The organism is Methylobacterium sp. D53M (genome assembly GCF_053345625.1).
The window spans coordinates 262,605-287,786 of the sequence record NZ_JBKFAL010000004.1; the positions used below are offsets into that span (position 1 = coordinate 262,605).

Below are 25,182 nucleotides of genomic sequence, written 5' to 3' on the forward strand. Positions count from 1 at the left end.
GCCGCGGCCGGGGCTCGACGCGGTGCGCGACCGAGCCATATCAGGGTCATGGGCAAGCAGGGCACCGGCAAGGGACGACGCGAGGACGACGCGCACGCGCGGCGGCAGGCGATCATCGACGGCCTGCTGGAGGACGCCCTGCGGCCGGCCTTCCACCGGCCGCCGAGCCACGAGGCCCTCTCCCCGGACATCCGGCAGGCGATCGACCGCCTCCTCGCCAAGGCTGAGGCGCAGCGCAGCCGCAACCTGACCTACGACGACCTGGAGGAGGCGCTTCCGCCCCGGGACGTCTCGGCCGAGGATCTGGAGGCGATCTTCTGGATCCTGGCCGAGCACGGGATCGAGGTCGAGGACGGCGAGGCCTGATCCGAGACCTGATTCCGGGACGCGCCTGCCCTCCGGTTCACGGCACTCGCCAGTGTAGAGGAACCTCTCTATAAGCCGCGCTTCGCGCGTAGGCGCGATCGCACGAAGAGGTGCGCGGAGAGAGACCATGGGCGAGCGTTGGACACCGAAGAGCTGGAGACATCTGCCGATCGAGCAGGTCCCCACCTATCCGGACGCCGCCAGCCTCGGTGCCGTCGAGTCGCAGATCGCGAGCTTTCCGCCGCTGGTCTTTGCCGGTGAGGCCCGCAAGCTGAAGGCCGCGCTCGGGCGCGTCGCCGCGGGCCAGGCCTTCCTGCTCCAGGGCGGCGACTGCGCCGAGAGCTTCGACGAGCACTCTGCCGACAACATCCGCGACTTCTTCCGGGTGTTCCTGCAGATGGCGATGGTGCTGACCTTCGCGGGCGGTTCGCCCGTGGTGAAGGTCGGGCGCATCGCCGGGCAGTTCGCCAAGCCGCGCTCGTCGCCGACCGAGACCCTCGAGGGCGTGAGCCTGCCGAGCTACCGGGGCGACATCATCAACGGCATCGGCTTCACCGAGGAGTCGCGGGTGCCGGATCCGCGCCGCCAGCTCGAGGCGTACCGGCAATCGGCCGCGACGCTGAACCTGCTGCGCGCCTTCGCAACCGGCGGTTACGCGAACCTCGAGAATGCGCATCGCTGGATGCTGGGCTTCGTGAAGGATTCGCCGCAATCCTCGCGTTACCAGGACGTGGCCGGCCGCATGACCGACGCGCTCGACTTCATGCGGGCGATCGGCATCAATCCGGAGACCCATCCGGAGGTGCGGACCACCGACTTCTACACCAGTCACGAGGCCCTGCTGCTCGGCTACGAGGAGGCGCTGACCCGCGTCGATTCGACGACCGGCGACTGGTACGCGACCTCCGGCCACATGCTGTGGATCGGCGACCGGACCCGGCAGCCGGACCACGCCCACGTCGAGTACGCCCGCGGCATCAAGAACCCGATCGGCCTCAAGTGCGGCCCGTCCATGAAGGCGGAGGGCCTGATCCGGCTCATCGACCTGCTCAACCCGGAGAACGAGCCGGGGCGCCTCAGCCTGATCTGCCGCTTCGGCGCCGACAAGGTCGGCGACCACCTGCCGGCGCTGATCCGGGCGGTCGAGCGGGAAGGGCGCTCGGTCGTGTGGATCTGCGATCCGATGCACGGCAACACGATCCCGGCCGGCCGCTACAAGACCCGGCCGTTCGAGCGGGTGATGCAGGAGATCGAGGGCTTCTTCGGCGTCCACCGCGCCGAGGGCACCTTCGCGGGCGGCATCCACCTGGAGATGACTGGCAAGGACGTGACCGAGTGCACGGGCGGCGCCCGGGCCCTGACGGCAGACGACCTGCAGGACCGCTACCACACCTACTGCGACCCGCGTCTCAACGCGGAGCAGGCGCTGGAGGTGGCGTTCCGCACGGCCGAGCTGGTCAAGGCCGAGCGCAGCCACATTGAGCGCCCGCGCCTCGACGCGGCCGAGTAGGGCGGATCTCCGACCGGTCATCCGACCGGCCAACGACGCGCGCTGTCCCCTCGCGGGGGCGGCGCGCACCGCCGGACACCGCGATGGTCAGGCGATCGCCCGGAGCGTGCCGTTCCAGCGGCGGATGACCGAGGCGACCTCCGAGACGGGGACGGCGCGGCTGAACAGGTAGCCCTGGACCTCGTCGCAGCCCTCGGCGCGCAGATGCGCGAGTTGTGCCTCCGTCTCGACGCCCTCGGCGGTCGTCGTCATGCCGAGGCTGGCACCGAGGCCGATCACCGCCCGAACGATGAAATCGGTCCCGTCCTTCACGCACAGGTCGCGCACGAAGGACTGGTCGATCTTGATCTTGTCGAACGGGAAGGAGCGCAGGTAGCTGAGCGACGAGTAGCCGGTGCCGAAATCGTCCATCGCCACGCGCACGCCCAGCGCGCGCAGGCTATGCAGGATCGCCGTCGTCGCACCGGGATTGGCCACCAGGACCGTCTCGGTGATCTCCAGCTCCAGGCGCCGGCCGGGCAACCCGGTCCGCCGCAACGCCTCGCGCACGGCGGTGACGAGACTCGCCGAGGTGAACTGCACGGCCGAGACGTTGACGGCGACCTTGAGCTCGTCCGGCCAGCGAGCGGCCTCCTCGCAGGCGCGGCGCAGCACCCACTCGCCGAGCGGCACGATCAGCCCGAGCTCCTCGGCGATCGGGATGAATTCGGCCGGCGAGACGGAGCCGCGGACCGCGTGGTTCCAGCGCAGCAGCGCCTCGAAGCCGCAGATCCGGTCCGTCTCGAGGCTGTAGATCGGCTGGTAGTAGACCTCGAACGCCTCCCGGGCGAGGGCGTCACGCAGGTCGCGCTCCATGATCCGCCGGGCCATGAGGCGGGCATCCATGGCCGGTTCGAAGAAGCGGAACGCTCCGCGCGCCTCGGCCTTGCCCCGGTCGAGGGCGACTTCGGCGTTCTTCAGGAGCTTGTCCGCGTCGGACCCGTCGCTCGGGGCGAGGGTGATGCCGATGGTGAGCCCGACGCAGATCGTGTGATGGGTCAGGCTGTAGGGCGCGCCGACGACCTCGATGATGCGCCGGGCGAGGATGGCGGCGTCCTCGGGCCGGTCGACGCCGCGCTGGACCACGATGAACTCGTCGGCTCCGAGGCGCGCGACGCAGTCGATCTCGCGCACGCAGGCGGTGAGCCGATTCGCGACCGCGACGAGCAGCTCGTCGCCGATCCCGTGGCCTAGGGTCTCGTTGACCGGCCGGAAGTCGTCGAGGTCGATGGCGAAGACCGCGAAGCCCTGGTCGCGCCCGGCCTGCGCCACGGCCACGTCGATCTGCTGCCCCACAGCCACCCGGTTGGGCAGGCCGGTCAGCAGGTCGTGATGCGCCAGGAAGGCGATGCGAGCCTCGGCCCGGCGGCGCTCCGTGACGTCCTCGTAGGTGGCCACGAAGCCGCCATCGGCGGCCTCGCGCCGGTCGATGGCGACGATGCGGCCGTTGCTCAGCTCCTGGAAATGCGTCTGCCAAACGCCGTTGCTGAAGGCGTCCCGCTGCTGGCGCAGCAGCGCTTCGAGATCGCAGCCGGGATGGTTGCCGGCCGCGAGACTGGCGCTCAGGACCTCGAGGGCCGTCATGCCGGGTACGACCGTGCCGGGCGGCAGGCCGTAGATCTCGCCGTAGCGCCGGTTGACCACCATCAACCGATGCTGCGCGTCGTACAGGCAGAGCCCCTGGGACATGGTGTCGAGGGCCGCATCGAGGCGCAGGTTGGTCCGGGTCAGGAAATGCGCCTGCTCCTTGAGCAGGCTGATATCGCTGCACACCGCGATGAAGCCGCCCTGCCGGGTCGCGGTGCGGCTCACACGCAGCCAGCGGCCGTCGGCCAACCGGACGTCGCCGTCCCGGGCCAGGGCTCCGAAGCGATCCTCCGGGACATCCGAGCGGTAGTCCTGCGGCTCGTGCGCAACCTTCGTTAGCGACAGACCGGCCTCGATGGCAGCGTCGAGCCCGTCGAAGAAGCGCAGGGCCTGCGCGTTGGCCAGGGTGATCCGGCCGTCGGCATCGACCACGACGACGCCTTCCCGTGCTGTCTGCAGCGCGTCCGTCACCTGCGTCTCGGTGCCCCGGCGCTGGCTGCCCTCGCGGAGCGTGAGAGCCCGGATGGTCGACCGCATCGCCGCGACGGCGTTCAGCAGCCGGCCCAACCGGTCGCGGCCGCCGGTGGGAATCCGATCGTCGCGCTGGCCGCCCGCGATCCGTTCGGCCGCCTCGGCCGCCGCGCCGACCGATCCGCCGATGTGGCGGGTGAGCAGCCAGGCGATCAGCCCGCAGGCGATGATCACGAGGGCCGCCGCGATGGCGTGCCACCGGACGAAGCCCCGCACGCGCTGCCGCGCAGCCTGTCGGAAGGTGAAGCCGTCGCCGGCCATGACGTTGATCAGTAGATCGATCTGGCCTTCGATTGCGTCGGCCTGCCGTTCGACAGCCGCCTTCTGATCCGGCCGAACCGTCACGGGATCGAAAGCGCGGCGCAGGCTCTCCCAGGACGCCACGCTGGTCTGGACGGCCTCGGCCGTCCGCGCCGCCCGCTCGGACTGGGCCCGCTCGGCCGCGATGGTGAGATCCTCGGCCAGGATCGCCGAGAGGTCGGTGATGTCCGCATCCCGCTTCGCAACCTCGGCAGCGTCGCCGGTCTGCATCCGCCGGACGAGGGCAGCGCGCATCTTCGCGAAGTCGGCCGCCACCGCGCGGGCGAAGCTGATCGAGGTCAGGGATTCGTCGTAGGTCCGTGTGACGAGCGTCCCGACCTGCGTGATCGCCAAGCCAGCCGAGAGCGCGAGCGCGCCCAGGAGAAGACCGACACAGAGGAAGGCGACGCCGACCGCGGCGCGAATCGACGTGATACGGCCCGTCCGCGTGGCGGCCGCGCGGGTGTGCCCGGCTCGGTCCGCGCACGCCGTCGGTGTCTCGGGATCTCGCATCGCACAGGTCGCTGGGTCACACGTCCGGCCAGCGATAAATGTCACTTGTTAAGAGGCAATTAGCTGGCTTGTCTCAGATCACGGATCAGCTGCGCGCGACCGTCACGGAGCAATCGGCGGATCGTGCACAGTCTACCGCACGATCGGTGAAATCTTCGGCACCGTGCTTGTGCCGGCGAGCGGATCCCGTCGATTGAACGCGACCTTTCATTACGAGTGGCGCGCATTTGAGCAACGGATCCGACCGGCGCGATGCTCATGTCGCCAGCTCGGCACCGATATACCGACCGGTTTCCGACAGCTCAGAGGCCGTATCCGCGCGCCGGCCGCGCCGTCGCGACGCGGTCGGCGGCCGGCGCGCCCGAATGATTCCCGCGGTCGAGTGTCTCCCGCGTTCACCGCTGCGCCGAGCGGAGCGGCCCGGGCGGAGGCGGTGACTTCAGGGGCTCGACGGACTGGCCGTCCCGCAGATCCGGGGCGGGGCTGTAGATGATCCGGCTGTCGGCGGGTAGCCCCGAGTCGAGCTCCAGCGTGCGCCCGAGATCGCGCCGCACGCGGATCGTCCGCCACGTCACCCGGTCGTCGTCGCTGAGGGTGGCGACCCTGAGGTCGTTGCCGTCGAACACCGTCGCTTCGGCGGGGATCGACACGCCGGGCTCGGCCCGGGGGATCTTGAGGGTGACGTAGGCGTACAGCCCGGCCCGCAGCGCCCGGTCGGCGTTGGGGACGTCCACCTGGGTGGTCAGCGTGCGCGACGCCGCGTTCAGCGCGACGGAGCTGCGCTCCACGTAGCCTTCGAAGCGCCGCCCCGGCATCTGCGGCACGGTGATGTCGGCCCGCACCCCGGGTTTGACGCCGACGGCATCCTTCTGCGGCACGTTGACGGTGATGCGCAGCAGGCTGTCCTGATCCATGGTCAGCAGCGGCGTGCCCCCGTTGTCGGCGCGGACGAGGTCGCCGACATCGACGTTGCGCACGGTCACGACCCCGTCGAACGGCGCCACGACACGCTCGAAGGCGGTGAGCGCCTTCAGGCGGTCGACCACAGCCTCCTGCGCCTTGATGTTGGCGGTGGCGACCTTCACGCCGGCCTCGGCGGCGGCGAGCGCGGCGGCCTGGCTCAGCACGCCCGCCTTGGTGTTGTCGGCGTTCTGCCGCGAGGCCCAGCCCTGCACGGCCAGGGTGCTGGTGCGGTTGTTGGTGAGGTTGGCGAGGTTCACGTTCGCGCGGGCCTGCTCAACCTGCGCCTGCGCCTGGAGCAGCTGCGCCTTCAGCTGGCCGACCTGCGCCTCGGCCTGCGCGAGCTGCTGGTCGAGATCCGGTGCGGCGATGCGCAGAAGGAGGTCGCCCGCCTTGACCCGGGATCCGATATCGACCCGGCGCTCCGCGATGTAGCCGGTGGCGCGCGCGGCGATCGCCGCCGTGGTGAAGGCCTGGATCTCGCCGGGAAGCACGAGATCGAGGGGGCCCTCGGCCCGCTCGGCGGCCACGGTGCGCACCTGCGGCACGAGGGTCTTGATCCGCTCCAGCGTCGCGGTCGCCTCCACGTCGCGCTGCCAGTGACCGTAGGCACCCCAGGCGAGCAGGCCGAGTCCGGCGAGGCCGACCAGCAGGAACGGGGCCTTGCCGGGCGGCGGAGGGACTTCCGCGCCCGCGTCGTGCGCCTTCATCGATCGGCTCTCCGCCCCGGACATCCCGCAGGGCCACGGTGAGGGTAGCGCCCGGCGGGCCGGCCGGCCAGCGTGTGCATTGGCCGCATCGGCGCGCCGGCCTAACGCGCCGGCCCGGCCACCAGCAGTCGCCGGCTGAGGCGCTTGTGCAGGTGGACCATCAGGGCGATGCCGAAGAGGGGCGTCAGCAGGTTGAGGACCGGGACGATCATCAGGCCGGCCAGCAGGCACCCGGCGCCGAGCGTCCGGACCGAGAAGGCGCGGCGCATCTCGGCGGCCTCGGGGAGGGGCCGGAACCGGGCCGCCGCCATCTCGAAGTACTCGCGGGACAGCAGGTAGGCGTTGGCGGCGAAGAAAGCCGCGATCCCGATGACAGGGACGAAGAAGATCACCAGGGCCGCGAGGTTCACCAGCAGCGTCACACCGGCGAAGCGCAGGGCGTAGAGCATGGCGGTCCCGAATGGCATGGCGCGTCCGGGCGGCTCGTTCGGGAAATCGGTGCGCTCGACGATCTCGGCCGCGTCGTCGAGGAAGAAGCCCGCCACCAGGATCGAGACCGCCGGCATCAGGTAGGCGAGGGCCACGACCAGACTGAAACCCGCGAGGTAGTAGGCGAGGCTGTCGAGGATCGGGTACTGGGCGGAGATGTGGTGGCTCGCCTGGAAGGCCTGGATCAGCCGGGTCAGGCCGAGCCAGATCAGGAGCAGGAGCCCGACCGTCAGGCCGAGGGACTTCCACAGGATCGCGCGCAGCGGCGGCGAGAAGGTCTGGCGCAAAGCCGCCGCGGCGGACTCGACGAGCATCGGGCGAGAATTCCGGCCTGCGCCGGAAGCGGCGCTGGCGCGTTGTGGAGCGGTGCGGCGACCGGTGCAAGATCGGGCTCCGTCGCAGGGGCGGCAGGGTGCGGGGAGCACGCGTGCAGGACACGACAGGACAGATCTCGGCGCCGCGGGCGCCCGATCACCCGTGGATCGACCCGGTCGTCCGGCCCGCCTACAGGCCGCGCCTCGCGCCGCTGCCAGAGAGGCCGGAGGTGCTGGTAATCGGCGCGGGCGCCGCCGGCATCGGCGCGGCCCGCACCCTCGCGGCCCGGGGCGTGCCCGTCGCGGTTCTGGAGGCGCGGGACCGCGTCGGAGGCCGGGCCGTGACGGTGGCCCTCCGCGGCCACGCCCTCGATCTCGGTGCCCACTGGCTCCATGCCGGGCCGATCAATCCCCTGGTGGCGCTCGGCCGGGCGCGCGGCGAGCGGCTCCGCCGGGCCGCGCAGGAGAGCCATGTCTGGGTCGGGGGCCGGCCGGGCCGCGCCGACGACGTCCGGGCCAACGCGCGCGCCTTCGACCGCGCGGACCGCGCCATGACCCGTGGCGCCGCGCAGCCCGGCCCCGACCGACCGGCCGCCAGCGCGCTGCCGCCCGGGCTCGGTGCCTGGGGCGACCGGGTTGCGCAGGTCCACGGCCTCGTCTCGGGCCGGCCGCTGGAGGCGGTCTCGCTCCACGACTTCCCCAGCATGGAGTACGGCGACAACTACTTCCTGGCCGACGGCTACGGCAGCTACGTCGCCCGCCTGGCGGACGGCCTGCCGGTGGCGCTCGCGACGCCGGTGACGCGGATCGACTGGTCGGATGGCCGCGTCCGCGCGACAGGCGCGGACGGGACCGTCTACGCCGCCCGCGCGGTGATCGTGACGGTGCCGATGATGGTGCTCCGGGACGGGCCGACCTTCACGCCGCCGCTGCCGAACGCGGTCCGCGCCGCCATCGATGGATTCACCACCGGCATCTACGAGCACGCGGTGCTGCACTGGCCATCGAGCCCGTTCCGCGGCCGCGACCGGCTGGCGGCGATCCACGGCGGGCGGCGCGCCCCGCCGGGCCTCCTCACCCGCATCGACGACACGCCGTTCCACTACTACGAGCTCGACCTGCACGAGGCGGCGGCGATCGACGCGGCAGGATCCGGCGCGGACGGCGTGCGCCGCCATGTCCGCGCGGTCCTGGGCGAGCATTTCGGCCGGGCGCGGCTGCGCGACCTGACGATCCCCGCGGTGAGCGCGTGGCGCCACGACCGGTGGTCGCGCGGCTCGTGGGCCGTGGTCCCGCCGGGCCACGCCCCGGCGCGGAAGGCCCTCCGCGCCGCCGTCGCCGACACTGTCTGGTTCGCCGGCGAGGCCCTGTCGCGGGAGCAGTGGGGCACGGTCGGGGGCGCCTATGCGGAGGGCGTCCGGGCCGCCGAGGCCGTGTCCGCCGTCGTACAGACGGGCGCCGGCGAGCGTATCCGGGCGGGCACAGGCTGAAGCGCGCGAGGCGCGGAACCTGCCGGAACGCTTGCCGCGACCGGTCAAGACAGGCATCCCCCGGCCGAAACGCGAGAGGGGGCGGCGATGGATTGGGTCGAGGGCATCGGCTATCTCGGGACGGCGCTGACCATCACGGCGACGGCCATGAGCACGATGATCCCGCTGCGGATCATCTCGCTCTGCGCGAGCTGCGCCGTGATCACCTACGGCATCATGATTGGCAGCATGCCGGTGGTGCTGACCGAACTGATCCAGATGCCGTTCAACGCCTACCGGCTCTGGCAGATGCTGCGCCTCGTCCGGGACGTGGAGACGGCCGCCGAGAACGACCTGTCCCTGGAATGGCTCCGGCCCTTCGGCTCCCGACGCCCGTTCGGCATCGGCGAGGTGGTGTTCCGCAAGGGGGAACTCGCCACCGAGATGTACTACATCGAGAGCGGCGTGTTCCGGATCCCGGAGGTCGATCTCGAAGTGCGCCAGGGCGGGATCGTCGGCGAGCTCGGGCTCCTGTCGCCCGGCAACGCCCGCACCGCCTCGCTGGTCTGCGTCGAGGCGGGACACGCGCTGTGCGTGTCCTACTCGGACGTGAAGCAGCTCTACTACCAGAACCCCGAATTCGGGTTCTACTTCCTCAAGCTGACCAGCGAGCGGCTCTTCCAGGGTGTGCAGGGCATGTCCAAGCCCCAGGCGGTGGCCGGCGACGCCCTGTGAGGCGCCGCCGTCCGCTGCTCAGTGTCCGCCGCTCAGAGCATGCTCGGCAGGATGCGGTCCGGCGGCCGGTGTCCGTCCATGAAGGTCTTGATGTTGATGATGACCTTCTCGCCCATGTCGGTGCGGCTCTCGTAGGTCGCCGAGCCCATGTGGGGCAGGAGGACGACCTTGCCCTGGCGGGCGAGCTTGACGAGACGCGGGCTGACGGCGGGCTCCTGCTCGAACACGTCGAGGCCGGCCGCCGAGATCTCGCCGCCCTCGATCAGCCGCGCCAGGGCGTTCTCGTCGATCACCTCGCCGCGGGCCGTGTTGACCACGACCGCCTCGGGCTTGAGCAGCTTGAGGCGCCGCGCCGAGAGCAGATGGTACGTGGCGGGCGTGTGCGGGCAGTTCACCGACACGATGTCGACGCGCGCCAGCATCTGGTCGAGGGATTCCCAGTAGGTCGCGTCCAGCGCGCTCTCGATGGCGGCCGGCACCCGGCGGCGGTTGTGGTAATGCACCTGCAGGCCGAAGGCGCGGGCGCGCTTGGCGAGCGCCTGGCCGATCCGGCCCATGCCGACGATGCCGAGGCGCTTGCCGGTGATGCGCCGGCCGAGCATCCAGGTCGGCGACCAGCCGGTGGTCCACTCGTCGTCCGGGATGATCCGCGCGCCCTCGGTGACCCGGCGGGCCACGGCGAGGATCAGCGCCATGGTCATGTCGGCGGTGTCCTCGGTCAGCACGCCGGGCGTGTTGGTGACCGTGATGCCGCGCTCCAGCGCCGCCGCCACGTCGATATGGTCGACGCCGTTGCCGAAATTGGCGATCAGGCGGAGGTTCGGGCCGGCCTGGGCGATCAGCCCGGCATCGATCTCGTCGGTCACGGTGGGGACGAGCACGTCGGCCTCGCGCAGGGCCGACGCCATGGCGTCCGGCGCCATCGGCGCGTCCTCGGAATTGAGCCGGACGTCGAACAGCTCGCGCATCCGCGTCTCGACGGCATCCGGCAGGCGCCGCGTCACGACCACCAGCGGCTTGCGCTTCGACACGTCTCTCTCCCCGTCAGCCCAGCGGCCTTGATCGCGGCTCGCGCCCGGTGGCTCCCGCCCGGACCGCGTCCCGCAAGCGTCCGTTAACCGAACTCGGCCAGACAGGATCGGTCACGGGGCGCCGGTTCCGGAGCCTGTTCCGACCCATCGGCCTCTCTACCAGAGGTGGGCCGGAACACAATCGGATGCGGACCGGTCCGCGTGTCGAACCGGCCCCGCTTTCGACATGTCCGGCGCCCAGCAACGCCACGTCTGGATAGGGAGACGACCATGCGCGTGTCACGCCTCAGCCTCGCCGTCGCGGCGGTGCTGGCCGGCGGCCTCGCGACCGGTGCCCGCGCGGCGCCGCCGACCGGCCCCGAGGCCGGGGTCGGGCCGGTGACCAAGCTGCCGCTGCCGCGCTACGCGAGCCTGAAGACCGATCGGGTCAACCTCCGCGAAGGCCCCTCGAAGGATCACCGGACGCTCTGGGTGTTCCAGCGGGCCGGCCTGCCGGTCGAGATCGTGGGCGAGTTCGAGACCTGGCGCAGGATCCGCGATTCGGAGGGCACCGAGGGCTGGGTGCTGCACTCGCTGCTGTCCGGGCGCCGCACCGCCATCGTGAATGCCGGCCCCGACAAGGGTGTCGAGAAGGCGGCCGTGTCGCTGCGGGCCAAGGCCGACGACGGCGCCGACGACGAGGCCAAGCTCCAGACCGGCGTGATCGGGAGCGTCAAGAGCTGCACCGGCACGTGGTGCCGCATGATCGTCGCGCTGCCCAACAAGCGGGACGTCGACGGCTACATCCGCCAGAATCGCCTGTGGGGCGTCTACCCGAACGAGGTCGTGGAATAGCGGTCCGGGCGCCCCGACGGCGCCCGTCCGTCATTCCGGGCAGCGGCGCGCCAGCTCCCGGCACGCCGGCAACCCGAAAAAGCGAAGGCCCGGACGATGCCGGGCCTCGCGTCGCTCGCGTACTGCGTTGGACCCGGGCCTCAGCCCTGGCGGCGGCCCGCCGGACGGCTGCGGCGCAGGCGCACGATCACCTCGACCCCGGCGATCTCCATGCCCTCGGGCGCCTCGGGCAGCGAATCGACCGTGATGCCGCAATCCGGCATGTCGATCACCTGGCTCTCGTCCTCCAGGTAGAAATGGTGGTGCTCGGTCGGGTTCGTGTCGAAATAGGCCTTCGACCCGTCGAGCGCGAGCTGGCGCAGGAGCCCGGCCTCGGTGAACTGGTGCAGGGTGTTGTAGACGGTCGCCAGCGAGACCGGCACCTTAGCGCGCATCGCCTCGTCGTACAGCATCTCCGCCGTCAGGTGGCGGTCACCGCGGCCGAAGAGCAGCCAGCCCAGGGACAGGCGCTGCCGCGTCGGGCGCAGGCCGGCCCGACGCAGACGATCGCGCAGGTCGGACAGCGGACAGCCGCGGCGCGGAGTCCCGTTGGCCTCCAACTGGGGGGCGGGGACCCGGCCGTTGAAGACGGCCTGGAATGGCACCGGTTCGGACATCGCTGGACTGAACGCTCGACGAGGGGCCTGAAGGAACGGATGTCTCCTGAGTATATTGAAGTGGTCGGACAGTCGCAACCCGAGCGTTGCCGCACCCCCGCGGCTGCAGGCTTTGAAGGCGCGGCGCCCCGTGCTAACCCGCGCGCCAGCCGATGGGCCGAGTATAGTCGCCCGCGACGCGAAGATCGCGCACATCCGAGGAAACAGCCAACGCAATGCCGCCAGACGCCGAGACACAAGCGCATGGTGCGAACCGCCGGTCGCACTATTCCTACGAGGATCTTCTGGCCTGCGGGCGCGGCGAACTCTTCGGATCCGGCAACGCGCAGTTGCCGCTGCCGCCGATGCTGATGTTCGACCGGATCACGTCCATCGGGACCGAGGGCGGCGCCCACGGCAAGGGGCATGTGACGGCCGAGCTCGACATCCGGCCGGACCTCTGGTTCTTCCCCTGCCATTTCCAGGGCGACCCGGTGATGCCGGGCTGCCTTGGCCTCGACGCCCTCTGGCAGATGCTGGGCTTCCATCTCGGCTGGCTCGGCTCGCCGGGCCGCGGCCGCGCCCTGGGCGTCGGCGAGGTGAAGCTCGCCGGCCAGGTGCTGCCGACGATCAAGAAGGTCGTCTACAATGTCGACGTGAAGCGGGTCCGTCAGGGCAAGCTCGTGCTCGGCATCGGCGACGGCTGGCTCGAGGCCGACGGCGAGCGCGTCTATCAGGTCCAGGACATGCGGGTCGGCCTGTTCCAGAGCTGAGCCGCAGCCGCCGCGCGTCCGGTTCGCGGCTTGGCCGCAACGCCGGACGGTCTCGGCGGTTGAGATTGTGTCCGCGTCACCTTAGCTGACCGTGACGCGGCCCGGGCGACCGGGACCGCGACGGAGGTAGTGTCACCATCATGCGCCGTGTCGTCATCACCGGGATGGGCATCGTCTCGTCCATCGGCAACAACACGCAGGAGGTGCTCGCCTCCCTGCGCGAGGCCCGCTCGGGCATCGCGCGCGACGCCAGCTACGCCGAGCACGGCTTCCGCAGCCAGGTCTCCGGCGCGCCCACCCTCGATCCCGAGGGCGTGGTGGACCGGCGCGCCATGCGCTTCCACGGCGGCGGGACCGCCTGGAATCACGTCGCCATGGATCAGGCGATCCAGGATGCCGGCCTGGATCAGGGCGACATCTCGAACGAGCGCACCGGCATCATCATGGGCTCGGGCGGTCCCTCGACCCGCGTGATCGTCGAGGCCGCCGGCATCGCGCGGGACAAGGGTCCCAAGCGCATCGGCCCGTTCGCCGTGCCGAAGGCGATGTCGTCGACCGCCTCGGCGACGCTCGCGACGTGGTTCAAGATCCGCGGCGTGAACTACTCGATCTCCTCCGCCTGTGCGACGTCGAATCACTGCATCGGCAACGCCGCCGAGATCATCCAGGGCGGCCGGCAGGACATCATCTTCGCGGGCGGCTGCGAGGATCTCGACTGGACGCTCTCGGTGCTGTTCGACGCCATGGGCGCCATGTCGTCGAAGTACAACGACACGCCGTCCCGTGCTTCCCGCGCCTACGACGCCAACCGCGACGGTTTCGTCATCGCGGGCGGCGCCGGCGTGCTGGTCCTGGAGGAGTTGGAGCACGCCAAGGCGCGCGGCGCCCGGATCTACGGCGAGGTCGCGGGCTACGGCGCCACCTCGGACGGCCACGACATGGTCGCGCCGTCGGGCGAGGGCGCCGTGCGCTGCATGCGCCAGGCGCTGGACGGGCTGAAGGGCGCGCGGATCGACTACATCAACCCGCACGCCACCTCGACGCCGGTCGGCGACGACAAGGAGATCGAGGCGATCCGCGAGGTGTTCGGCCGCGGCGAGGATTGCCCGCCGATCTCGGCCACCAAGTCGCTGACAGGCCATTCCCTGGGCGCCACCGGCGTGCAGGAGGCGATCTACAGCCTGCTGATGATGAACAACGGCTTCATCTGCGAGAGCGCGCACATCGACACGCTCGACCCGGCCTTCGCCGACATGCCGATCCTGCAGCAGCGCCGGGACGACGCGCAGCTCGGCCACGTGCTGACCAATTCCTTCGGCTTCGGCGGCACCAACGCCACCCTGGTCCTGAAGCACGTCGACGCCTGATCGCCCGGCGCGGAACCGCCGGCCGCGGGCCGGCGTTTACCCGCTGTTGAGATCTGGTGGTGGCGATGGGGACTTTCATCTTCGGAACATTGGGTGGCCTCATGATCGCCGGTGTCGCGGCGATCTACGCGAAGCAGGCCGCGCTGGAAGAAGCCGATTCCCACACGGACGGGCATTTCTGAGCCCGGCCACGACGCCGCAAACGCCCCGCCCGCCGGCGGGGCTTTTTTTTGCCCGTTGCCGGACACCGCCGCGTTTGGATCGCGGCGCGAGCCGCGTTAAGGCAGCCTGCCGCGGTTCGCTGGTCGCGACCGCGGTCCGGACCCGCTTCGCGGGTCCGGCGTGCTCGGTCAGGATGTGAGTCGGCATGACGGGTTTGATGGCGGGCAAGCGCGGCCTGATCATGGGCGTCGCGAACGATCACTCGATCGCCTGGGGGATTGCCAAGGCGCTGCACGCCCAGGGCGCGCGACTGGCCTTCACGTACCAGGGCGAGGCCCTGGGCCGCCGGGTGGCGCCCCTCGCCGCCAAGCTCGATTCGGACATCGTCCTGCCCTGCGACGTCGAGGATCTGGCCTCGGTCGACGCGACCTTCGAGGCCCTGGACGCCCGATTCGATGGCGGCCTCGACTTCGTGGTCCACGCCATCGGCTTCTCCGACAAGGCGCAGCTCAAGGGCCGCTACGTCGACGTGACGACGCGCGAGAATTTCGTGCGCACGATGACGATCTCGTGCTTCTCGTTCACCGAGATCGCGCAGCGCGCGGCCAAGCGGATGAACCAGGGCGGCTCGCTGCTGACCCTGACCTACGGCGGCGCGACCCGGGTCATGCCGAACTACAACGTCATGGGCGTCGCCAAGGCAGCGCTCGAGGCCTCGGTGCGCTACCTGGCGAGCGACCTGGGCCCGGACGGGATCCGGGTCAACGCGCTCTCCGCCGGTCCGATGCGGACGCTGGCCGGGGCCGGGATCGCCGACGCGCGACTGATGTTCAACCACCAGCGGGCGCACGCGCCCCTGCGGCGCACGGTCAGCCTGGAGGATGTCGGCGGTTCGGCCCTCTACCTGCTGTCGCCGCTCTCGGGCGGCGTCACCGGCGAGGTCCACTTCGTCGATGCCGGCTACAACATCATCTCGATGCCGCGCCCGGACGTGCTGCAGGCGCAGGACGAGGCCGGCGTCGTCGGGGACGCCTGAGGCGCCTCACTCCTCCGGGATGCGCCCCGGGGGCAGGGGACCGGCCGGCGAACCGCGCTCGCCGCGGACCGAGCGCCGCTCCCGCGCGGCGCGCGCCTCCTCCGCGGTCGGCGGAGCCGAGGGATAGTTCGACGCGAAGGGGTTGGGCGGCGCCCCGCGCCCGGAGCCGCCGAACAGCTTGTCGAGGAAGCCCTCCTCGGCGCTCGCGGGTCGGGCGACGAGGAGAAGGGCGAGGGCGAGGATCGGGCGAAGCTGCATCGTCGTCGTCTGCGTGCCGGGACCGGGCCGGTTTAGGGCCACTTTCCGGCGGATCGTAGGCCGAGTCCCCGTCGCCTGGAACCCAGGCGCGTCCGGCGGGTTCGCGGTCAACGATGAGGGCGCGTACAGGAGGCGTGATGTCCGAGGTAACCTATCGCATCGTCGAGCACGACGGCGGCTTCGCCTACAAGGTCGGCGACGTGTTCTCCGAGACGTTCCCGAGCCGCGAGGAGGCGCTGCAGGCGGCGCAGGCCGCGGCGGCGGAACAGCAGGTCCCCGGGTCGACCGAGGGGATCCGCTACCAGGATCAGGCCGGCGGCTGGCACGACGAGACGGCGCAGGGCAGCGACCGGCCCCGCGCCCGGGTCGTGGAGTAGCCGCGGCGGACGGGACGGACATGCGCGATCGTCCGCAACGGCGGGAAATCTCGTGGCGCGTGCGCGGCGCGTAACCCCGGCCGCGGCGCCGGCCGGTCGCAGGACGCCCGCCCTGCCGAAGGGCGCGCGGCGGACGACCCCGTCGCCGGAGACGCTGGCGGCGCTCAGCCCGGACCGGCTGATCGCGCTGATCCTCGGCGAGACCGGGCGCAACCCGGCCTTCAAGAAGCTGGTGAGCGCCGCGCTCGCCTCGCTCCAGGGCCCCGAGGCCGTCGCGGCGATCGTCGACCGGCGGCTGACGGCCCTCGAGGGCGCCCAGGGCTACATCGACTGGCAGAAGCGCCGGACCTTCGCGGCCGACCTCAACACGACCGTGACGGTGATCCTCAACGAGCTGCGGCCCCTCGATGCGGGGGCCGCGCTCGACCGGCTCCGGCGCTTCCTCGACGGCGCCGACGCGGTCCTGAACCGCGTGGACGACAGCACCGGCGCCGTGCAGGGCGTGTTCGACCGCGCCTCAGCGGCCTTCGTGGAGATCGCCGGTGCCCTGCCGCCGGAGGACGCCGCCCGGTTAGCGGCGCGCCTCGTCGAGCCGTTCGCGGCGGATCCGTTCGGCCCCCTCGGAACCGTCCTCGGCGAGATGATCCCGGCGCTGCCCGAGCAAGCCCTCGCCGAGATCGACGACCGGCTCTCCGCCGCCGAGGCGGCCCTGCCGCAGGGCGGGGATCCCCGCCGCGACGCGACTCACCACCGGCAGGCGGCCCGGATCCAGATCCTGCGCCTGCGCCAGGCCGTCGCCGACCGGCGCGGCGACACCGACACCTTCATCGCCCTGGAGCGGGCGACCTTGCCGGGGCGGGAGAACCGCGTCGCGATCGCCCGGCGGCTCCTCGGCGCGGGGCGCGCCGCCGAGGCGCTGGACTGGATCCGGCGCATGCAGGATCCGGGTCTGCGAATCGCCACCCGGGCCGACTTGATCGCCGGCTTCGACCTGCGCGGACCGGAACGGGAGCGGCAGGCCCTTGAGATCGAGATCCTCGACGCGCTCGGCCGGGGTGAGGAGGCCCAGGCCCTGCGCTGGGGGCGGTTCGAGCGCGAGCTCGACGCGCCGATGCTGCGGGCCTTCCTCGCCAAGCTCCCGGACTTCGACGACGAGGAGGCGCTCCTGCGCGCCCTCGACCACGCCGAGGCCTTCCCGCAGCCGCACCGGGCGCTCGCCTTCCTGGCGGCCTGGCCGGATCTGCGCCGTGCGGCCGCGCTGGTCGTCGCGCGGCCTGAGACCTGGCAGGGCGACCAGTACGCGGTGCTGGCGCCGGTCGCCGAGGCGCTGGCGCAGGATCACCCCCGGGCCGCGACGATCCTGTATCGCCGGCTCGTCGACTCGATCCTCGAGACCGGCCGCAGCGCCGCCTACCCGCACGGCGCGCGCTACCTCGCGGAGCTCGACGCCCTGGCGGGGCGCCTCGCGACCGGCGTCGTCGATCCGGATCCGCAGGCCTACCGCGCTGCTCTGCGGCGGGCGCACGGCCGCAAGCACGGGTTCTGGAGCCTCGTGCGCGACTGAACCGGGCGCGCGGCCGGCTCAGTCCTCCAGCACGATGGCGTCGACCCGATCCGGGTAGAAAGCCACGTGGTCGCGGATTGCCGCGACGGCCGGGTACGGATCGCCGTAGCTCCAGACCGCGTCGGGGCGCCGATCGCCGTCGACGACGAGGTCGAAATAGTGGGCGTCGCCCTTGTACGGGCATTGGCTCGTCCGCGCCGAGGCGACGAAACAATCGGCACGGATGTCGCTTCGCGGCACGTAGAAGACCGGTGGGTACCGAGCCTCCTGCAGCCGCAGGGCGTTCCGGGTCTCGGCGACCGCGGCGCCCGCCACGACGACGCGGACGCGCCGGGACTCGGGCTCGACGGTGATCGGGTGGTCCGGTCCGGGCAGCTTCATGGCGTGTTCCCTCCCTCGGGCTTCAACTCGACGGTCCCGAGCGCGTCGGCGAGGCGCGTCTTCGCGGTCCCGGGCCGCAGGGGCTTCTGCTGGGTCTCGTGCGGCGCCCAGCCCGAGAGCCACAGAACCTCGAAGGTCGCCCGCACGCGACCGTCCGGGTCCGAGAACCGCTCGGCGTAGATCTCGGCCATGCGCAGCAACGTCGCCCGCCGCAGCGGCGTCCGCCGCCGCTCGGTGAGCACGTTGGTCATGCCCATGGCCCGCAGGTCGCGCATCAGGCCGAACGGGTCGGCGTAGCGGACCGTCAGCGTGTCGGTATCGGCCACCGGCAGCGCGAAGCCCGCCCGCTGCAGCAGGCCGCCGGCCTCGCGCACCGCCGCGAAGGGCGCCACGCGGGGGCTGACCCCACCCTCGACCTCGCTCTCGGCCTGGGCGAAGCTCTGGCGCAGCTCCGTCAGCGTCGCGCCGCCGAGCAGGCAGCCGACGAACAGCCCATCCGGACGGAGGGCGCGGCGCAGCTGGATCAGCGTGCCGGGGAGGTCGTTCACGGCGTGGAGGGCCAGCAGCGACACGGCGAGGTCCAGGCTCCCGGTCGCCAGCGGCAGCGCTTCGGGATCTCCGACGATCAGGTCGCCGCCCGGCTCCGGCAGGGCCGCGAGGCGGACATGCCGCGCCGCCGGATAGCGGGCGGCGAGCAGCCGGGTCGCCACGGGACGCGGCGTGGCGAGGTCGAGAACAGAGACGAAGCTGCGCAGGACGGCGCCGAGCCGGTCGTCGAGATCCTCGGCGAGGCGGTCGAGGAGGAAGCCCGGGTAGCCGAGGCGCCCGGCACGGGCGAGGCGGCGGCGGGCGAGGCGCGTGTCGAACAGGGCGGCGGGAGCATCCATCGGGGGGCAGATGGCATCTGCGGTCGCGTCGCGCCACCGTCGCCGCGCACGGTCTCGTGAGCTGCGCTAGGATGCTGGAACGACTCGGGAGCGTCGCTGTTCCTGCTGCAACCGGCCCAACGGCCGAGATTCCTCAGGGAGCACACATCATGAAGCGCATGCTCGTCGGGGCCGCCGTGGCCCTCACCACCCTGGCCGCCGCGGGCGGCGCCGAGGCGAAGGGCTGCATCAAGGGCGCCATCGTCGGCGGCATCGCGGGTCACTACGCCGGCCATCACGGCCTCGTCGGCGCCGCGGCCGGCTGCGCCATCGGCCGCCACCGCGCCAACGCTCGCGACCGTCAGGTCGAGCGGCAGCAGATGGCGCCGCAGGCGCGCCCCGTCTCGGCCCAGTAAGCCGGGTCTGCGGGAGCGCGTCGCGCGCATGACGGCCTTCCAGGCCGTCGCCACGGCCCTGCGCGGTCTGCCGCGCGGGGTCGTCTCCCTGATCTACCCGCCCACCTGCGCGGGCTGCGGCGGCGCCACCGCCGATCCGGGCGCCCTCTGTCCGTCCTGCTGGTCGAGCCTGCGCCTGATCGAGGAACCGGTGTGCCAGCGCTACGGTACGCCCTTCGCGGTCGACCTCGGGGTCGGCCCGCTGGTGTCGCCCCGGGCCATCGCGGAACCGCCGGTCTCCGGCCGCGCCCGGGCGGTCGCCCTCTACGATTCCGTGGCGCGGCGGCTCGTCCATCGCCTGAAGTATGAGGACCGGCTCGATCTCGCCGGCGTGATGGCCCGGATGATGGCCGCGAGCGGCCGGACCCTGATCGCCGAGGCCGAGTGCCTCGTGCCGGTACCGCTCCATCGCGGACGCCTGTGGCGGCGGCGCTTCAACCAGTCCGCCCTGCTGGCGCGGGCGATCGCGGATGCGGCGGGGCGGCCGTGCGTCGCCACGGCCCTCGTGCGCGTGCGGGCCACGCGATCCCAGGTCGGCCTGAGCCGCGCGGCGCGGGCCGAGAACCTGAGCGGCGCCTTCCGGGTCGCCTCCGCCGAGCAGCACCGCGTCCGCGGGCGCCGGGTCCTCCTCGTGGACGACGTCATGACCACCGGCGCCACCGGCAACGCCGCCGCCCGCGCGCTCCTGCGCGGCGGGGCGACGTCCGTGGATCTCCTGACCTTCGCCCTCGTCGGCGACATCGCCGGCTGAGCCTGCCTTCAGCGCCCGGCCTGCACCCGCTCCGGGAAGCCCGCCGCCAGGGTGAAATCGAACGCCTCCGCGATCCCCTCGTACCAGAGCGAGAACGGCGTCGGACGCGCGAGGTGCAGGGCGCCCTCGATCTCGCGCCCCTCGTGCTGGATGGCCGCCCCGTGCTTGGCCGCGAGCCGCAGCATGGGCCCGTTTCCCGACAGGCAGCGGACGTGGAGATCCTTCACGCCACGATGCCGCGCCGCGCGGGCGATCCGGGCGAACAGGGCGGCCCCGATCCCCTTGCGGCGGAAGGTCTGCTCGACCGCGAAGGCCGCCTCAGCGTGCGGCCCCAGGGCGTAGCGGGACGCGCCCGGCCCCATCGGCCGCAGCTCGGCGAGACCGCGCAGCACGCCGCCCACGAAGGCGCCGTACATCACGCCCTCCGCGGTCAGCGCCTGCGCGGCGTAGGCCCGGACTCCGGCCTCGCTGACATTGCCCATGAAGCGGCTCGCCCGGGTCTCCGGATCCAGCCGCAGGAAATAGTCGAGGACCGCCGCGCGGTCCGCCGGCCAGAGACGCCGGATGGTGTGGGTCGGCCCATCGAGGGCTTGTACCGCCATGATGAAGCTCCGGTTCGTGCGCGCTGCCGCGCGGGGTGATCCGGACGCTCCTCCCAAGAGACCGCGGGGATGTCGCATCCCCGTATTCATTGTGCAATGCAGCAGAGTGGGGGGCCGGCCGGCCGCGGGCCTGCTATGCGTGGAACCGATGGGAGGCTTCGATGGGACGCCTCGATGGGACGCTTGCCCGTGGCTGTTCGGCCGCGGGCTTGATTCAGGCCGAGCTTGCGCGGCACTGGAACAGGCCCCGGGTCGTTGACCGCCGATGCGGGCGCAGGGGGTGCCGAACCGGTGCCGCGATCAGCAGCGAGGAACCGGCGGCGTGAACGACAGATCCGGCAAGTCCATCGCCCCGTCGCCGGCGGCGCTCGCCGGCGCGGTCTCGCCCGGCCCGGTCCACGAGCGCTACGAGGCGCTGGTCGCGACCGGTGCCATCGAGCGTGATCCGGCGCAGGCGCACCTGGTGCGGGCCCTCGACCGGCTGGTCCTCGACCTCCAGCGCCGCAAGCGGGCCAGCAAGACGAGCGCCCTGGGGTGGCTGTTCCGCCGCAAGGACGAGGCCGAGGCGATCAAGGGCCTGTACATCTGGGGCTCTGTCGGGCGCGGGAAGACCATGCTGATGGACCTGTTCCACGACGCGGCGCCGGAGCCGAAGCGGCGGGTCCATTTCCACGGCTTCCTGGCGGACGCGCACGAGCGCATCCACGCCTACCGGCAGGCGCTGAAGGCCGGCACCGTCAAGGGCGACGACCCGATCGGACCGGTGGCCGACCAGCTCGCCGACGAAGCGACCCTGCTGTGCTTCGACGAGTTCACCGTCACCGACATCGCCGACGCGATGATCCTGGGGCGCCTGTTCAACCACCTGTTCCGGCGCGGCGTCACCGTCGTCGCGACCTCGAACGTCGAGCCCGACCGGCTCTACGAGGGCGGCCTCAACCGGGCGTTGTTCCTGCCCTTCGTGGCGAACCTCCAGGAACGCGTGACCGTCGTCCGCCTCGACTCCCGGACGGATTTCCGGCTGGAGAAGCTCGGCGGCGCGGCGGTCTACCATGTCCCCGCCGACGCGGCGGCGCGCGCGGCCCTCGACGCCGCCTTCAAGGCCCTGACCGGCAAGGCTCGCGGCCTCCCGGCGACGGTCACGGTCCACGGCCGGGCCGTGGCGGTTCCCGAGCAGGCGACCGGCGTGGCCCGGTTCGGCTTCGACGATCTCTGTCGCCAGCCCCTCGGCGCCTCCGACTACATGGCACTCGCCCGCGCCTACCACACGGTGATCCTCGACGGGATCCCGGTGATGGGCGAGGCGGAGCGGAACGAGGCCAAGCGCTTCATCACGCTGGTCGACACGCTCTACGACCGGCACGTGAAGCTCGTGGCCTCCGCGGCCGCCGAAGCGCAGGACCTCTACACCGCCCGGACCGGCCGCGAGGCCTTCGAGTTCGACCGGACCGTCTCGCGCCTCATTGAGATGCGGTCGCGGGAATATCTCGGCCAGCCGCACGGCCGGCCCGATTCCGAGGCGTCGGGCGCCACCACCGGGCTGGTGGAGACGTGAGCGCCCCGTCGCGCGCCGGATCGATCTTCGGCCTGCGCCGGCGCAATTGGCGCGGCGCCGGCCCGCTGGGCTGGCTCCTCGGTTCGCCCGTCGCCTTCATCCTGCTGATCGTCGCCCTGGGCAGCGGCACGGCCAATTACGTGACCGGCGAGACCGACCGGGCCGCGACCGCCCGGGCGAACGCGACGATCGCCGGGATCGAGCGCCTGATCTCCGAGGTCAAGGACCTGGAGACCGGGGAGCGCGGCTTCGTGCTGGTCGGCAGCGAAGATTACCTCCGTCCCTACACGACCGCCCTCACCAAGATCGACACGGAGCTGACCGGCCTCGGCGCCGCCGCGCAGGAGTCGGTCCGAGCCGGCGGCCCGTCGCTCGCCGGGCTGATCGCGCAGAAGCGCGACTTCGCCGCCCGGGTGGTGGAGGCGCGGCGGAACCGGGGCTTCGACGCCGCCATCGACCTCGTCCGCACCGGCGAGGGCAAGCAGCTGATGGACGCGATCCGCGCCGAGTCGGCGGCCCGGCAGGCCGCGACCCTGGAGCAGCTCGCGACCATCCAGGCGCGCGAAGCGTGGCGCGGACTCCTTCTGTTCCTCCTCTCCGCGGCGGCGGCCCTCGGAGCGATCGTGCTGCTGGCGCGCCTCGCCCTGGTGCGACGGCAGGAATCCCTCCGGATGTCCCGCCTCCTCGATGGGGTGCTGGCCAACGCGCCGGTGGGGCTCGGCTTCCTCGACCGTGACCTGAAGATCCGGCACATGAACCGGGCGCTCGCCACCATGAGCGAGCGCGGCTTCGGGGCCGATCTCGGCGCGCCGATCTGGGCCATGCTCCCGACTCTGCGGGAGGAGCTGGCCCCGAAGCTGGCCGCGGCCCTGACGGAAGGCCTGGTCTCGCCGAACGTGCCGGTGGCGGTGCCGACCCCCTCGGCGCCGGGCGGCGTGCGGCATTTCTCGATGAGCTTCTATCCGCTCCGGGGCGAGGAGAGCGCGGCGGCCGACCAGAGCGTCGAGGGCGTCGGCCTCGTGGTGGTCGACGAGACCATCCGCCACCTCGCGGAGGCCCGGCTGCGCCGGAGCGAGGAGCGCTTCCGCTCGCTGATCGAGGCGAGCGCCGCCATCGTCTGGACCGCCAACCCGGAAGGGAGCCTCCATCGCCGCCAGACGGCCTGGACCCGCTTCACCGGCCAGGACGAGGCCGCCTACGCGGGGCTCGGCTTCCTCGACGCGGTCCACCCGGAGGACCGTGCGCATACCCGCGCCGCGTGGACCCGCGCTGTCACCAGCCTGGAACCCTACGCCACCGAGCACCGGATCCGCGCCGCCTCCGGGACCTACCGGCACATGAGCGTGCGCGCCGTCCCGATCCTCGAACCCGACGGCACCCTGCGGGAGTGGGTCGGGACCCACACGGACATCACCGAGCGCAAGGAGGCCGAGGCCGCGATCGAGGCGGCGCGCGCGGCGGCCGAGGCCGCCAACGCGGCCAAGAGCCAGTTCCTGGCCAATATGAGCCACGAGCTGCGCACCCCGCTCTCGGCGGTGATCGGCTATTCCGAGATGGTGCAGGAGGAGCTGGAGGATATCGGCGAGGCCGATCTCGTCACCGACATGAAGAAGATCGAGACCAACGCCCGCCACCTCCTCGGCCTGATCAACGACGTGCTCGACATCTCGAAGATCGAGGCCGACCGGGTCGAGATCTACGCGGAGGATTTCGAGGTCGCCGCCGTGGTGCAGGAGGTCGCGGTCACGGTCGAGGGTCTCGTCGCCAAGAAGGGCAACACCCTGGCGCTGGAGCTGGAACCGGGCCTGGGCAGCGCGCATACCGACGTGACCAAGCTGCGGCAGTGCCTGATCAATCTCCTGAGCAACGCCGCGAAGTTCACCGAGGATGGCCGGATCACCCTGGCGGTCGCCCGGGCGGACGGAGCGCTGCGCTTCTGCGTGACCGACACCGGCATCGGCATGACGCGGGAGCAGGTCGGCAAGCTGTTCGAGCGGTTCACCCAGGCCGACGCCTCCACGACGCGCCGGTTCGGCGGCACCGGGCTCGGCCTCGCGATCACCCGGGCCTTCGCCGAGATGCTGGGCGGCTCGATCACCGTGGACAGCCGCGAGGGGCAGGGCACCGCCTTCACGCTGACGCTGCCGGACCGTTTCGAGGCCGCCGCGGCCGAGGACGCGGACCCGGCCGCATCGGGAGGCGGCGACCGCGGGACGATCCTGGTGGTCGACGACGACGCCGCGACCCGCGATCTGCTGGCGCGCTTCCTGGAGCGCGAGGGCTTCTCGGTGACGGTCGCCGAGGACGGGCGGCGCGGGCTCGATCTCGCTCGCAGCCTGCATCCGCGGGCCGTTCTCCTCGACGTCACCATGCCGCAGATGGACGGATGGGCGGTGCTGCGGGCCATCCGGGCCGATCCCGAGATCGGCGCGACGCCGATCGTGATGGTGACGGTCCTGGACGAGCAGAACCTCGCCTTCTCCCTCGGCGCCACCGACTACCTGCAGAAGCCGATCGACTGGGGAAGCCTGCGCCAGATCGTCGACCGCTTCCGCCTCGCCTCGGGTGACGGCGCGATCCTCGTCGTCGAGGACGAGGCCGACGTCCGCGAGCACGTCTGCGCCTATCTCGCGCGCGAGGGCTTCCCGGTCCGCGAGGCCGAGAACGGCCTGCGCGCTCTGGCAGCCCTGGAGACGGAGCGCCCATCCCTCATCCTGCTCGACCTGATGATGCCCGAGATGGACGGATTCGCGTTCCTGCGGGCGCTGCGGGCCCGGCCTGACAGCCGCGACGTGCCGGTGGTGGTGCTCACCGCCAAGGACATCACGGCCGAGGACCGGCGCCGTCTGGCCGGTCAGGCCGACAGGGTGCTCGCCAAGGGCTCGACCGGGCTCAAGGAGCTGGCCCGCGAGCTGCGTGCCCTGGTCCCCGCGACAGAGGACGCGCCCGCCCAGGGACCCGAGCCCGGCTGAGCGCCCGCGGACGACGCGCGGTCCCGGTCCCGGATCGGGG

Annotated in this window: 24 protein-coding genes; 15 read left to right on the forward strand and 9 right to left on the reverse strand. The window is 72.0% G+C overall.

The genetic code is table 11. From position 1 onward, the window contains the following. Positions 1–48 precede the first annotated feature (48 nt). Positions 49–366 carry an RNA polymerase sigma factor region1.1 domain-containing protein gene (locus ACLBYG_RS10385; protein ID WP_056528894.1) on the forward strand — a complete coding sequence of 106 codons (318 nt, stop codon included), beginning with the start codon at positions 49–51 and terminating at the stop codon, positions 364–366. 127 nt (positions 367–493) lie between these two features. Next, complete coding sequence (locus ACLBYG_RS10390; protein WP_020092110.1) at positions 494–1,876, forward strand: class II 3-deoxy-7-phosphoheptulonate synthase; 1,383 nt, start codon at positions 494–496, stop codon at positions 1,874–1,876. 87 nt (positions 1,877–1,963) lie between these two features. Here the strand turns inward: ACLBYG_RS10390 and ACLBYG_RS10395 are convergent, their stop codons facing one another. The 3 genes from ACLBYG_RS10395 to ACLBYG_RS10405 all read right to left on the reverse strand — a co-directional run bounded on the left by ACLBYG_RS10395 (position 1,964) and on the right by ACLBYG_RS10405 (position 7,319). Next, complete coding sequence (locus ACLBYG_RS10395; protein WP_447681409.1) at positions 1,964–4,846, reverse strand: EAL domain-containing protein; 2,883 nt, start codon at positions 4,844–4,846, stop codon at positions 1,964–1,966. Between the two features lie 395 nt (positions 4,847–5,241). Next, entirely contained in the window at positions 5,242–6,516 is a 1,275-nt protein-coding gene (locus ACLBYG_RS10400) for an efflux RND transporter periplasmic adaptor subunit (RefSeq protein ID WP_447681410.1), read from the reverse strand. Between the two features lie 101 nt (positions 6,517–6,617). Further along, a complete protein-coding gene (locus tag ACLBYG_RS10405; RefSeq protein ID WP_447681411.1) occupies positions 6,618–7,319 on the reverse strand; it encodes a sulfate transporter family protein in 702 nt (233 codons plus the stop codon). A 113-nt stretch (positions 7,320–7,432) separates the two neighbouring features. Between ACLBYG_RS10405 and ACLBYG_RS10410 the strand changes: the two genes are divergently transcribed. Both ACLBYG_RS10410 and ACLBYG_RS10415 read left to right on the forward strand, forming a co-directional pair. Further along, a complete protein-coding gene (locus ACLBYG_RS10410) occupies positions 7,433–8,809 on the forward strand; it encodes a flavin monoamine oxidase family protein (protein WP_447681412.1) in 1,377 nt (458 codons plus the stop codon). 87 nt (positions 8,810–8,896) lie between these two features. Then, positions 8,897–9,523 carry a Crp/Fnr family transcriptional regulator gene (locus ACLBYG_RS10415; protein WP_447681413.1) on the forward strand — a complete coding sequence of 209 codons (627 nt, stop codon included), beginning with the start codon at positions 8,897–8,899 and terminating at the stop codon, positions 9,521–9,523. Between the two features lie 32 nt (positions 9,524–9,555). Here ACLBYG_RS10415 and ACLBYG_RS10420 read toward each other — a convergent pair whose 3' ends face one another. Then, on the reverse strand, positions 9,556–10,554 hold the full coding sequence (locus ACLBYG_RS10420; RefSeq protein ID WP_012319641.1) for a 2-hydroxyacid dehydrogenase: 999 nt from the start codon (positions 10,552–10,554) through the stop codon (positions 9,556–9,558). A 270-nt stretch (positions 10,555–10,824) separates the two neighbouring features. On the opposite strand from ACLBYG_RS10420, the gene ACLBYG_RS10425 reads away from it, so the two are divergent. Next, a complete protein-coding gene (locus ACLBYG_RS10425) occupies positions 10,825–11,388 on the forward strand; it encodes an SH3 domain-containing protein (protein WP_091676730.1) in 564 nt (187 codons plus the stop codon). A gap of 140 nt (positions 11,389–11,528) precedes the next feature. Here the strand turns inward: ACLBYG_RS10425 and irr are convergent, their stop codons facing one another. Further along, on the reverse strand, positions 11,529–12,044 hold the full coding sequence (irr, locus tag ACLBYG_RS10430) for a Fur family transcriptional regulator Irr (RefSeq protein WP_012319639.1): 516 nt from the start codon (positions 12,042–12,044) through the stop codon (positions 11,529–11,531). Positions 12,045–12,259: 215 nt separating this feature from the next. On the opposite strand from irr, the gene fabA reads away from it, so the two are divergent. The 4 genes from fabA to fabI all read left to right on the forward strand — a co-directional run bounded on the left by fabA (position 12,260) and on the right by fabI (position 15,361). Then, positions 12,260–12,796, forward strand: a complete 537-nt coding sequence (gene fabA, locus ACLBYG_RS10435; protein WP_091676726.1) for a 3-hydroxyacyl-[acyl-carrier-protein] dehydratase FabA — start codon at positions 12,260–12,262, stop codon at positions 12,794–12,796. A gap of 140 nt (positions 12,797–12,936) precedes the next feature. Further along, positions 12,937–14,163: a beta-ketoacyl-ACP synthase I gene (gene fabB, locus ACLBYG_RS10440; RefSeq protein ID WP_020092119.1), complete on the forward strand. Its 1,227-nt coding sequence runs from the start codon at positions 12,937–12,939 to the stop codon at positions 14,161–14,163. Between the two features lie 59 nt (positions 14,164–14,222). After that, on the forward strand, positions 14,223–14,345 hold the full coding sequence (locus tag ACLBYG_RS10445; RefSeq protein ID WP_267965799.1) for a hypothetical protein: 123 nt from the start codon (positions 14,223–14,225) through the stop codon (positions 14,343–14,345). Between the two features lie 185 nt (positions 14,346–14,530). Then, positions 14,531–15,361, forward strand: coding sequence for an enoyl-ACP reductase FabI (gene fabI, locus ACLBYG_RS10450; RefSeq protein WP_091926719.1), 831 nt, complete (start codon positions 14,531–14,533; stop codon positions 15,359–15,361). 6 nt (positions 15,362–15,367) lie between these two features. On the opposite strand, the gene ACLBYG_RS10455 is transcribed toward fabI, so the two are convergent. Next, positions 15,368–15,619, reverse strand: coding sequence for a hypothetical protein (locus tag ACLBYG_RS10455; protein WP_042672450.1), 252 nt, complete (start codon positions 15,617–15,619; stop codon positions 15,368–15,370). Positions 15,620–15,756: 137 nt separating this feature from the next. Here ACLBYG_RS10455 and ACLBYG_RS10460 point away from each other — a divergent pair, with 137 nt between their 5' ends. Both ACLBYG_RS10460 and ACLBYG_RS10465 read left to right on the forward strand, forming a co-directional pair. Next, on the forward strand, positions 15,757–15,996 hold the full coding sequence (locus ACLBYG_RS10460; protein WP_020092122.1) for a hypothetical protein: 240 nt from the start codon (positions 15,757–15,759) through the stop codon (positions 15,994–15,996). 52 nt (positions 15,997–16,048) lie between these two features. Further along, positions 16,049–17,560 carry a DUF6880 family protein gene (locus ACLBYG_RS10465; RefSeq protein ID WP_447681414.1) on the forward strand — a complete coding sequence of 504 codons (1,512 nt, stop codon included), beginning with the start codon at positions 16,049–16,051 and terminating at the stop codon, positions 17,558–17,560. Positions 17,561–17,578: 18 nt separating this feature from the next. On the opposite strand, the gene ACLBYG_RS10470 is transcribed toward ACLBYG_RS10465, so the two are convergent. Together ACLBYG_RS10470 and ACLBYG_RS10475 are read right to left on the reverse strand one after the other, a co-directional pair. Continuing rightward, positions 17,579–17,941: a DUF427 domain-containing protein gene (locus tag ACLBYG_RS10470; protein ID WP_447681415.1), complete on the reverse strand. Its 363-nt coding sequence runs from the start codon at positions 17,939–17,941 to the stop codon at positions 17,579–17,581. After that, positions 17,938–18,828, reverse strand: a complete 891-nt coding sequence (locus ACLBYG_RS10475) for a methyltransferase domain-containing protein (RefSeq protein ID WP_056528928.1) — start codon at positions 18,826–18,828, stop codon at positions 17,938–17,940. Before ACLBYG_RS10475 ends, ACLBYG_RS10470 begins: the two co-directional genes overlap by 4 nt. Positions 18,829–18,977: 149 nt before the next feature. On the opposite strand from ACLBYG_RS10475, the gene ACLBYG_RS10480 reads away from it, so the two are divergent. Then, entirely contained in the window at positions 18,978–19,223 is a 246-nt protein-coding gene (locus tag ACLBYG_RS10480; RefSeq protein ID WP_020092126.1) for a hypothetical protein, read from the forward strand. 28 nt (positions 19,224–19,251) lie between these two features. Next, complete coding sequence (locus ACLBYG_RS10485; RefSeq protein ID WP_447681416.1) at positions 19,252–20,013, forward strand: ComF family protein; 762 nt, start codon at positions 19,252–19,254, stop codon at positions 20,011–20,013. Between the two features lie 8 nt (positions 20,014–20,021). Here the strand turns inward: ACLBYG_RS10485 and ACLBYG_RS10490 are convergent, their stop codons facing one another. Beyond that, positions 20,022–20,615 carry an N-acetyltransferase family protein gene (locus ACLBYG_RS10490; RefSeq protein ID WP_447681417.1) on the reverse strand — a complete coding sequence of 198 codons (594 nt, stop codon included), beginning with the start codon at positions 20,613–20,615 and terminating at the stop codon, positions 20,022–20,024. Positions 20,616–20,937: 322 nt separating this feature from the next. Between ACLBYG_RS10490 and zapE the strand changes: the two genes are divergently transcribed. Beyond that, positions 20,938–22,170 (forward strand): cell division protein ZapE, encoded by a 1,233-nt coding sequence (zapE, locus tag ACLBYG_RS10495; RefSeq protein WP_447681418.1) that lies wholly within the window; start codon positions 20,938–20,940, stop codon positions 22,168–22,170. Further along, positions 22,167–25,142, forward strand: coding sequence for a response regulator (locus tag ACLBYG_RS10500; protein WP_447681419.1), 2,976 nt, complete (start codon positions 22,167–22,169; stop codon positions 25,140–25,142). Before zapE ends, ACLBYG_RS10500 begins: the two co-directional genes overlap by 4 nt. Positions 25,143–25,182: the final 40 nt, after the last annotated feature.